Origin of the sequence: Gardnerella vaginalis (assembly GCF_001546485.1) — a bacterium.
GTDB classification, from domain to species: domain Bacteria; phylum Actinomycetota; class Actinomycetes; order Actinomycetales; family Bifidobacteriaceae; genus Bifidobacterium; species Bifidobacterium vaginale_D.
This window is the reverse complement of sequence record NZ_KQ956873.1, coordinates 53,188-63,523: the sequence shown is the minus strand read 5'-3', so window position 1 is coordinate 63,523 and position 10,336 is coordinate 53,188. Positions and strand designations below refer to the sequence as shown.

Here is a 10,336-nt window from a genome sequence, read left to right as displayed (position 1 = left end):
CAACGGCTTGTATTTTTCGCGACGCACGCCGGCAGAACCGTTGCCGCCGTCGCCGCCCTTCACGTGCACTGTTACGCGATCTACAAAATCACTCATACTGCTACCTTACTCGAAGCTAAACACTTAAATTCGCGGGATCATGCGCGCATTTGCGCGACGACCTGCTTGAGCGCAGCATAGCGCGCGCTAAAGCAATTCGGAGCGGAAACTCGCTCAGGTTGGAAGTCCAGTGGACTTCCAACGCGAGTTTCGTAAGCGAGCGCGTTACCCGCGCGAGCGTCACACCACACAGACACGCTCCAAACTCGCGGAAACAAATCAAGAACAAAAAAGCCGCACCGAATTGGGTGCGGCTTAAACGCTTTACCGTCAACTTACTGCTGACGCGTCGTCAACTTACTGTCGACTTATTACCGAAGCGGCTCAGGTTTAACTTATGACTCAGGCAGTCACCACGTCAACAACCTTGCGGTCGCGACGAATGCCGAACTTCACATTGCCATCCACCAAAGCGTACAGCGTGTGATCCTTGCCCAAAGCCACGTTCTGACCTGCGTGGAACTTAGTACCGCGCTGACGAACGATAATGTTGCCAGCTACTACAGCTTCACCGCCGAACTTCTTCACACCAAGATATTGCGCTTGCGAGTCGCGACCGTTGCGCGAGCTAGACGCACCCTTCTTATGTGCCATCTCACTGTCCTTTCAGGTTTATAACACCGTCAATCAGGCGATGGCCGTGATCTTGACGAGAGTCAACTTCTGACGGTGACCCTTGCGACGAGCCACGCCAGTCTTGTTCTTAAACTTCATAATGCTAATCTTTGGACCCTTGGCTTCGTCGTTCAAAACTTCTGCCTTCACCGTAATCTTAGCAAGATCCTTGGCGCTTAAGGTCACCTTAGCACCGTCAACAACGAGCGCGACCGGGAATTCCACGGTATCGCCCTTCTTTGCATCGAGACGGTTCACGAGAATGGCGTCGCCAACCTCAACCTTCTCTTGATGGCCACCGGCCTTCACAATCGCGTACATAATTCGTTCCTTAGCTCAATTGAAAGCTTACTTTTGCCTTGCACGCAGCGAAACGCACGCGGCAAGACACCGACTATCAAAATTACACCCACCCATGTACTAACGTCAAGCGCTAGCCACATAAGACGATGCAGACAATATTCACTATTGTACTCAAGGCATATACTTCATTGCTTATAAAGCAGTTTCAGTATTGTTTTCTGCTGAAGTTTCCATGCGATTTTCTACAGCTTCTTCAGTAGATTCTTCAGTAGTAGTTTCTTCTTCAGTAGATTCAGCAGTAGATTCTTCACTAGATTCTATTACTTCCGAAGATTCTTCCGCAGTAGCAGCCACTTCAGTAGATTCAACAGCCTTAGCCTCAGTACCCTCAGCCTCCACAGGAGTCTCCGCAGCAGCTCCAGCAGTTTCAGTAACCTCAGCAAATTCAGTAGACTCCGCAGCAGCCTGAGCCTCAGTAGACTCTGCAGATGTCTCCTCAGCCTCCGCAGCAGTTCCGTCAGTTTCCACTACATTAAGATTCTCAAGTCCAGTATCGCTCACTTCTTCATCAGCACGATGAGCAGCATCAGTAATCACAGATGCGGCAGCAATACGTGCCAACTTAGCGCGCACGTCGGCACTTGAAGTTTGCTGCTTCACAGGCGCAGGCTGTTCCGTTGCGCTTCCATGACCATATTTATTGGTTTTAACGAACGGATCGCCGCCCTTCAGTGCGTAAGGATCAGCATACTCAGAAGAAACAGTCGGCTCATCATGCAAAATAAAGCCTCGCCCCTTGCAAGTAGGACATTCCTCAGAGAACGCCTCCACCAAGCCTTGACCAACACGCTTACGCGTCATCTGCACAAGACCCAAAGAAGTAACCTCGGCAACTTGATGTTTCGTACGATCGCGCGACAAACACTCCAAAAGCCTACGAAGTACTAAATCACGATTAGCTGGCATAACCATGTCAACATAATCAATCATGACCATGCCGCCAATATCACGCAAGCGCAACTGTCGCGCAATCTCCTCAGAAGCTTCCAAGTTACAACGCGTTACCGTCTCTTCCAAAGACTTACCGCGTCCAATAAACCTACCAGTATTCACATCGATTGTTGTCATAGCTTCCGTACGATCAATCACAATCGAACCACCTGCAGGCAAATACACTTGTCGCTCCATGCCCTTACGCAGCTGACTATCAATCTGCCACTTATCGAACACATCCTTGCCTTCATGATCAGCAGGATCCCAATATTCAACCTTGCTACGCAAATCTGGAGCCATCATCTCAAGATATTCATCGATGCGATGATGCACACCTTCACCCTCAACAATAAGCTTCTGGAAGTCATCGTTGAAGATATCGCGAACCACACGAATTGCCACATCAGGCTCGCCTTGTAGCAATTTCGGACGCTTACCATGCAAATATTCTTGGCGCTTTGCTTCAATACGATTCCACTGTTTAATCAGTGACTCAAGATCCTTCTGTATTGCCTCTTCGCTTGCGCCTTCAGCAGCAGTACGAATAATAATACCCATGTCGTTTGGCGCAATTTTGGCAACAATAGCGCGCAAACGCGAGCGCTCTCGATCTGAAAGCTTACGACTTACGCCTGTCATACCCCCGGACGGTACCAATACGAGGAAACGACCAGCAAGCGTTACTTGAGAAGTTAAACGCGCACCTTTATGACCAATAGGATCCTTCGTAACTTGCACCAGTACAGGATCACCAGACTTAAATGCCAACTCAATTCTGCGAGGCTGACCTTCCAAACGTGTCATATCCCAGTTAACTTCACCAGCATATAGCACGCCGTTACGAGCCTGACCAATATCAACAAACGCGGCTTCCATACTTGGGAGCACATTCTGAATGCGACCAAGATAAATATTGCCAACAGTTGCGACTTCCTGAATATCGGAAACGTAATGCTCCACAAGAACATTGTCCTCAATAACTGAAATCTGTGTATGGCGATCACGCTCACGCACTACCATAAGCCGATCAACGTTTTCACGACGCGCAAGGAAATCTTGTTCCATTAACAAGTTTTGACGACTGCGCTCACGACGGTTATCTCGGCGGCGCTGACGCTTCGCTTCAAGTCGCGTCGATCCTTCAATATCCGTAATTTCGTCAATATACTGTTGCTTGCGGGAGCGACGGGGAGCATCTTCGTCAACGCTATTGCGTGAATCGTCTGATAAAGACGAGGAAGACGACGCAGAAGACGAGTCATCGGAAGATTTCGAGCGACGACGACGGCGACGACGCGTATACAACGTTTCTTCTTCATCCTGCGCACGAAGTTCATCTGGATCAGGAATTAAATCACGATCTTCTTGAGAAACTGCTTCAAAATCTTCGCGGTTTATTCGAGAATCGATATCTTCATCAATATCGCGAGAATTGTAGCGAGAATCGCGATCTGTGTTGCGATCTGTATCACTATCTGCATTTCGATCCGCACTACGATCGGCACCACGATCCGTATTGCGATCCGCATTGCGATTGGCGCGAGAAGATCGACGGCGACGGCGACGGCGAGATATTATTCCTTCATCATCACCATTATGGTAATTGTCGCTGTTGTCATCATTATTGTCACCATTAACGCCACTATCGCCATCACTCTTGTTGTCACTATCAGGAACGTTACGCGACGCAGTGACATTTCTTGAACGAGTTCGCAATTCATAATCTCGCGAATCATCACGCGAATCATCACGCGAGTCATCAGCCACATCATCATCCAAAGTGTCACGATCAAAATCATCACGAGATGCAAAGTTACGGCGACGCACACGACGATTACCGCCTGCGTCTACGATATCGCTAACATCAAGCGTTTCATCAATACGCGTATCGATTGGAGCGTACACAATATCGTCATAAGCAAGATCTTCTTCAATTTGCTCAACTTCAGCAGCCGCACGCCGCTCAACTGCATTTAGACGACGAGAACGGCGAGAACGCTGACTTTTACGAGGCTGCTCATCGCGATTTTGATACCAGTCAATATCGTGAGTAGTATTCCCAGCGTTACGAGCATTACGAGCACTCCCAGCGCTTGCATCATTTATAGCATTACCCGCATTTTCAGTATTTTCAGTATTTTCAGCATAAGTAATTTCCTTATTACCGCCATTACCGCCATTACTATTGGCACTGCGATTATTACTGTTCTTTTTGCTGTTAGTGTTACTGTCACTATTGCTGTTATTGCCGTTACCATTATTTTTTTCATTTGCTAAGCGACGATTTGGGCGCTCAAATACATCATCCTCACGATTCCTGCTATTGTGACGACGGCGAGATTCGCGAATATTTTGGCGCGCATCGTCACGCGCATCGTCACGGGAATCATAACGTGCATCGTCGCGAATATTTCGCTCATCAAACTCATCATCGAAAACAGAATTACGCTTATCTTTTCGATTCAGATTCTTCTGTTGCATACGTGATACAGCACGGTTAGTTTCACGCGTTGTTTCACGGCTTGCATCGTACTTATCAGAATACTTATTAGAATACTTATCGTCGTACTTATCAGAATACTTATCAGCGTACTTACCCCTGTAATTGTCAGTGTACGCATCTTCGTACTCATCCCCATAAGTATCGCCGCGATAATTATCGGCATAACGATCGTCACGAAAATCGCCGCGTCTTTCAACACGCAACCTACGATTACTGCGCTCATTGCGATCATTACGATCATTACGATTACTGCGATCATTACGATCATTGCGGCTAGTAGCGCGATCCTCATTACGACCATCACTATAATTACGAGATTTGTTGCGAGAATCACCACTTGATTCGTCACTTATATTGTTGCGAGAATCTTCCCCATTTTCATCATGCTTTTCGGCGCGTACAGGAAGTACCGGTTCCTGAAACAACACAGGAGCAATTGAGCGAACTTGAACCGTATGAGGCTCAGCATTCTTTAATCCAGTATCTTCTACTTTCAATTCCATTGCCTCTCCAGCAGCTCCCGCACCACGTGTTACGCGACGACCACGACGACGAACTACACTAGAAGATGATTGTGCAGTATTCACAGATTGTGCAGTGTTCACAACACTGTTGGTTGCAGAAACAGTAGTTTGATCAGTTGCAGTTTTATCAGTAGATGCTACGTCACTTACACTCGTAATACTATTTATAGATTTTGATGCATTTTTAGACATAGTTGTACTATCTTCAGCTTCAGATTCGTTGAAGCTTTTCTTCATTATTCTGGGCACTATGCTCCTCACAAGACGCTGCATCGCCTCGTATTCCTTGGCTTTAAGATGAACACGCACGTACGCGAGCCACCCCAAGGCTCTCCGTAAAGTCTAGCTGCACAATGGCGGACACCAGCCTCGGAATACACTCACGAGGGGATCGACGCCATCAATCGCCTGGCGGCTTGCAGTGCCACCGTCCTCTAGTATGCCATATTGCCGGGTCAAATATCGAATGTAGTAAATATTCAGTTTCAAACGTACTGTTCCTTGCAGTCAAGTAAGCAAATGCTTGCAGTCAAGTAAGCAAATGCTTGCAGTCAAGTAAGCAAAAGCAAAAACATACAGCACAACACACAAAGCGTACCGATAAAGCCCTCAAAACGAGCATTAGCACACCACAGGCACGTCACCACATCATCTCAACATATCTATTACATAACTCACTTGTTACATAACTCACTCTTGTGCAAAAAGTTGCATAGCACTCCTATAGTTGCAACATAGGTTAGCAAGTAATTTGTGCGTTACCAGTTACCGAGTAAGTTACCAGTTAGTGAGTAGATTATCGGTTACGAAGTGAATCACCAATTACGAAAGTTATGAAGCTATTTACCAAGTTAGTGAGTAGTCGCCTAATAAGGAGGCACGAAATGGGCTTAATCAGCGCTATGCAAGGCTTTTGCGTAATCGGCATTGTGATTCTTGCCGGCTACATTACCGCGCGCCTTCGCATTGGCGGCTCTCAGGCTCAAATGGTGCTCAATCGTGTAAGTTTCTTCGTTTCCAGCCCGTGCTTAATGTTCGCAATTCTTTCTAAAGAGCCTATTTTTGAGATTTTTCATTCTTCAATTTTTGTTGCGTTCTTTTCTGCGATGATTGTCGGACTTGCGTTCGTATTGTTGAACCGCCTGTTTTTCCATCTTCCTGCAGCCGACTGCACAATTGGCGCGCTCAATTCGCTTTATTTAAATTCAAATAATATTGGCTTGCCGGTTGCCACTTATATTTTGGGAAATCCTGCGCTTGTAGCTCCGATTTTGGTTATGCAACAGGCTGTTTTTACGCCTGTTGGTTTGACGGTTCTTGACATTACAACCACCGGCAAATGTTCACTAAAACGTATTGCTCAGCAACCTTTAAAGCAACCGCTTTTAATTGGATCTCTCGGCGGAATTGTGATTTCTGCAATTTCAGCTAAAGTTGGATATTTTCCTGTGCCGAATTTTTTGTACGATCCTATTAAAATGATTGGCGATTCCGCGGTTCCTATGATTTTGATGGCTTTCGGCATGTCACTTTACGGAAGTAGACCACTGCAAAAAGATTCTAATCGCGCTGCCATTGCCACGGTTGCTGTGCTAAAAAATCTGATTATGCCAATTATTGCGTTTGTGCTAGCTTACTTTATGATGGGCTTTCGTGGGGCGACTTTATACGCTTGCGTTGTGCTTGCTGCGCTCCCGACGGGTCAGAACGTTTACAATTATGCTGCTAGATACAACGTTGGCTTAAGTTTCGCTCGCGATGGCATACTGTTTTCTACCGTAACTAGCCCAATCTGCATAGCCGTAATCGCTGCTATTTTAGGGTAATTGCGCGCTTGCTTTGACCGCGCTTGGAGCGCCGCACAACCCCAAACCCTCCAAATGCGAGATAAGTTCCCCGTAAATGGAGCGCTACACGGCCTCAAACCCTCCAAATGCGAGATGATTCTCTCAAGTTTGGAGCGCTACGCTCAAGCAGGTCGTCGCGTAGCAAGCCCATCAAGGCGCGCTCGGAAAGACGGCCAATCCGTTCGCATTGCCGTAAGCAGCTTTAGCTTCGGCACGTCGTCAATCGGCACCCACTTAATTTCCATACTCTCGTCGTCGTGCGCGCAAGGCTCAACCCTATGCCCCGGCTTTTCAAACGCAAAAACCGTTGTGTAGCGCCAGTTTCCGTGATCTTCACGGTAAGCCCCAACAACCTCAATATCTTCCGAAGTAATATTCGCTTCTTCAAAAGACTCGCGCAATGCTCCCTCAATTGCGCTTTCGCCGTCGGAAATCGCGCCGCCCGGAATACCCCAAGTACCACCTTCCGCACTCCAAAGCGCGCGATGCTGCATCACAACGTGCGTCACGCGACCAGTTTCGGCATCTCGTCTAGCAAGCAGCACGCCAGCAGCACCGTTATGACCCCAGTGTCTGCGACCACAATTGCAATGTACCCAGCCGTCTCCCGGCTGATGCACATTTTCTTTAGGCACTTCAGTGGAAGTCGGATCGTTCTTCGCACCAACTTCTTCCAAAGTATTCTTATTCCACAAATCCGGCCACGCGTACCCAAGCTCGGCAACCATATTGCGAAGCAGCGGCAAGCTGATTCCAAGAACGCCGTGAGGATCTCCCTGAATTCCCTCAATAAAAGCTCCGCCAAAACCTTCTAGCGTAAAGGATCCCGCAACTTCCAGCGGTTCGCCAGTTTCTACGTACGCGCGAATTTCAGCGTCGCTCATTTGCGCAAAAGTTACGCTTGCGTGACTTGTTTTGCACACGAATTTGCCGGTTTTTGCGTCGATTAAGCAGTGACCAGTCCACAATTGCCCTGTTTTCCCACTCATATTCTTGATTCGTTCAAAAGCAATTTCAGGCGTATGCGGCTTTCCGTAACATTCGCCATCGAGCAGGAACATGGAATCGCAGCCAACAATCAGCACACTGTTGCAATCGTTAGAAGATTTATTGAGATGCGCAAAATCGTGAATATCGAAAGTCTTGGTAGGCACAGTTACGCCTGAAAAGTCGCGGGTTTGCGCCGTATCTACATTATGCGTTACGTCTGCTTGAGAGTCGCTTGCTAAAGCGTTACTAGCAGATTCAGAAGATTCAGAAGATTCAGGCTCAGCTTCCAGCGGATACCCCACAACCAAATCGCCACTAGCTGAAGCAGCCGCATCTGCCACACGCTTCCATGACTCATATACAGCCTTAGCCTTCGCGCACGCCAAAATAGAAACGCGCTGCTCAGCACTCAACTGCTCAACGCTTGCACCTCGCTCACTAGCGGCATCACGCAAAGCAGCCGGCTCATCCACTTCACTCTCGTGAATCACAGGGATCACACCAGCCGCCGCCAAAACCGCTCTACGCGCAGGCGACTTTGAAGCCAAAATCAACGTAACTGCCATACTTTACTCTTCCTTTTTATACCTTCACACAGCCTATTTTCTGGTTACTGCAATACTGCCTGTAGCTGGCATTGTTCATTATGCATCTGAGCATCTCTCAAAATCAAAGACTGTAAATACTTGCTTTTATTTGGCATGCCATCTCTTTTAGCAGCGCGAGAAATATATTCACTCCAAGATTTAGGTACACGAAAACGCTCTTGAACACTGCTTTCGCGCTTTTCTTTTGAATTTGGTCTCCCCGGTCCAGATAAAGATGCAAATATTTCAGTCGCATCAGAATCTTCAGAAAGTAAAGTTTGCATAATTACTGAAGCATCCTTGCCTGAAAATTGAGCTACAGGAGGATTATTTGGAGCAGACACATTTTCATCAGCTAAATTCTCATACATATCCATTTCACTCACCTCATTTGCCCCATCTTTTCCAATATTTAAACCATTTATCAGTCAGATGCTCTACGTGAAACACCAAAAAATCTTTACCTTGTGGCCTCGCAAGTACCTCGATTAAATCATCTTGCCATGCACCCGGATGCCTTAAACATATGACCAATGCAACAACTGTTCCTTTTGAACTAGGTGGATTCGACACATCATTAGGATCAACTAAAGCAAACCATATAGGCTTAGCCATAGCTTTTAGTATCTCTTCCTCATTTAGATGATCTTCATCGAAATGTTTGTATGCAGATTTGGGATCAAATCTAATAGCCATTCGATAATTGTACCACAATTTATTGACTTGCTACTTCATTACAACTTCGCACAGCCTATTCGCGAGTTATTGCCACGCCTGCAGAATCAACCGACACGTGAAGCACCCGCCAGCCATCGCGCGAAAGCCACGGCTCTGCAATTTTGTCGATTTGTGCGTTTGCGAGCGCACTGTTTCCTGCATAAAATACAGCAACGCACGATCCTGCTCCCGAAATCGCGGCCGCAAAACCATGCTCGCGCAACGTTTCCACTAGCTTCCACGAATCTTTCATAAGACTTGCGCGATACGTTTGATGAAGCGCATCTTGAGTTGCAGCAAAAAGTAGCGCATTCCGCGAAATATCAGATTTTACTGTCTCTGATTTATCTTCAGAATCGCCATTTAACTCACCAAACGCAACCGGAAGCATTGCAGCTCGCGATACGTTAAATATTGCGTCACCATACGGCACTTTTGCTGGAAGTGCGCGCCTAGCAAGCTCTGTAGAAAGCTCAAAATCAGGAACGAATACCGACACAGAAATATCTCGCGAAACTTTGTATCGCACAGTATGAAAACCGGTAGAAAGTGGAACTTCGCAATCTCCAGCCACGCGCACGGAACCTTTGCCTTCCCCAGCATCAAGCTTCCAGCTCATCGTCAAACCACCAAAAACTGCAGGAGCAACATTGTCTGGATGACCTTCAATTGCAGCAGCAATTTCAAAGATTGCTTCGTGATTAAGCTCACCTTCATGCGCAAAAGCCCAAGCAGCCGCCACTCCTGCGACAATTGCCTCCGCAGACGATCCCATACCGCGAGCTTGCGGAATCCGATTATGCGCTTCTAACGTAAATCGTAAGTTTGGCAGACCAAATATTTTGCAGGCTTTACGAAATGTTGATACAACTAAATGCGTTTCATCTTTTGGAAGCGTATCCTCGCCTTCGCCGTGAATAATTACGCGCACGTTTCCCGCATAATCAAGCGAATCAAGCGAATCAAGCGAATCAAGCGAATTTTTAGAATGATTATCATCCAAAGTAAAAACTAAAGAATCCGCATAATCAAGTGCTATGCCAGCAGTATCGAAGCCAGAACCAAGATTTGCGCTAGTTGCCGGCACGCGCACAGAAACACTATTACATACTGGTTTCATACAATCACCTTCTCGCTTAATTATCTGATTATTACGCT

Annotated in this window: 8 protein-coding genes; 1 reads left to right on the top strand and 7 read right to left on the bottom strand. The window is 46.9% G+C overall.

Features of this window, described 5'->3' with window-relative positions:
• Window positions 1-441: 441 nt before the first annotated feature.
• The 3 genes from rpmA to HMPREF3208_RS05865 form a co-directional block, all read right to left on the bottom strand.
• Window positions 442-693 carry a 50S ribosomal protein L27 gene (rpmA, locus tag HMPREF3208_RS05875; RefSeq protein ID WP_004106248.1) on the bottom strand — a complete coding sequence of 84 codons (252 nt, stop codon included), beginning with the start codon at window positions 691-693 and terminating at the stop codon, window positions 442-444.
• 33 nt (window positions 694-726) lie between these two features.
• On the bottom strand, window positions 727-1,035 hold the full coding sequence (gene rplU / locus HMPREF3208_RS05870; protein ID WP_004129104.1) for a 50S ribosomal protein L21: 309 nt from the start codon (window positions 1,033-1,035) through the stop codon (window positions 727-729).
• Window positions 1,036-1,209: 174 nt separating this feature from the next.
• Entirely contained in the window at window positions 1,210-5,364 is a 4,155-nt protein-coding gene (locus HMPREF3208_RS05865; protein ID WP_064347717.1) for an Rne/Rng family ribonuclease, read from the bottom strand.
• A gap of 557 nt (window positions 5,365-5,921) precedes the next feature.
• On the opposite strand from HMPREF3208_RS05865, the gene HMPREF3208_RS05860 reads away from it, so the two are divergent.
• Window positions 5,922-6,863, top strand: a complete 942-nt coding sequence (locus HMPREF3208_RS05860) for an AEC family transporter (RefSeq protein WP_032814402.1) — start codon at window positions 5,922-5,924, stop codon at window positions 6,861-6,863.
• 143 nt (window positions 6,864-7,006) lie between these two features.
• Here HMPREF3208_RS05860 and HMPREF3208_RS05855 read toward each other — a convergent pair whose 3' ends face one another.
• The 4 genes from HMPREF3208_RS05855 to thrB are packed head-to-tail and all read right to left on the bottom strand — an operon-like array spanning window position 7,007 to window position 10,298.
• The gene (locus tag HMPREF3208_RS05855; protein ID WP_064347715.1) at window positions 7,007-8,440 is read right to left on the bottom strand and encodes a Maf family nucleotide pyrophosphatase; all 1,434 of its coding nucleotides are present in this window, start codon (window positions 8,438-8,440) and stop codon (window positions 7,007-7,009) included.
• A 44-nt stretch (window positions 8,441-8,484) separates the two neighbouring features.
• Entirely contained in the window at window positions 8,485-8,838 is a 354-nt protein-coding gene (locus HMPREF3208_RS05850; RefSeq protein ID WP_064347712.1) for a hypothetical protein, read from the bottom strand.
• A gap of 10 nt (window positions 8,839-8,848) precedes the next feature.
• Window positions 8,849-9,157 (bottom strand): hypothetical protein, encoded by a 309-nt coding sequence (locus tag HMPREF3208_RS05845; RefSeq protein WP_064347710.1) that lies wholly within the window; start codon window positions 9,155-9,157, stop codon window positions 8,849-8,851.
• 55 nt (window positions 9,158-9,212) lie between these two features.
• Entirely contained in the window at window positions 9,213-10,298 is a 1,086-nt protein-coding gene (thrB, locus tag HMPREF3208_RS05840) for a homoserine kinase (protein WP_064347708.1), read from the bottom strand.
• Between the last annotated feature and the right edge of the window lie 38 nt (window positions 10,299-10,336).

What these genes read in the sequence shown, in the direction of transcription:
- HMPREF3208_RS05850 (WP_064347712.1), bottom strand. Translation starts at nt 8,838, where the DNA reads ATGGATATGTATGAGAATTTAGCTGATGAAAATGTGTCTGCTCCAAAT.
- HMPREF3208_RS05860 (WP_032814402.1), top strand. Translation starts at nt 5,922, where the DNA reads ATGGGCTTAATCAGCGCTATGCAAGGCTTTTGCGTAATCGGCATTGTG.
- rpmA (WP_004106248.1), bottom strand. Translation starts at nt 693, where the DNA reads ATGGCACATAAGAAGGGTGCGTCTAGCTCGCGCAACGGTCGCGACTCG.
- HMPREF3208_RS05855 (WP_064347715.1), bottom strand. Translation starts at nt 8,440, where the DNA reads ATGGCAGTTACGTTGATTTTGGCTTCAAAGTCGCCTGCGCGTAGAGCG.
- thrB (WP_064347708.1), bottom strand. Translation starts at nt 10,298, where the DNA reads ATGAAACCAGTATGTAATAGTGTTTCTGTGCGCGTGCCGGCAACTAGC.
- rplU (WP_004129104.1), bottom strand. Translation starts at nt 1,035, where the DNA reads ATGTACGCGATTGTGAAGGCCGGTGGCCATCAAGAGAAGGTTGAGGTT.
- HMPREF3208_RS05845 (WP_064347710.1), bottom strand. Translation starts at nt 9,157, where the DNA reads ATGGCTATTAGATTTGATCCCAAATCTGCATACAAACATTTCGATGAA.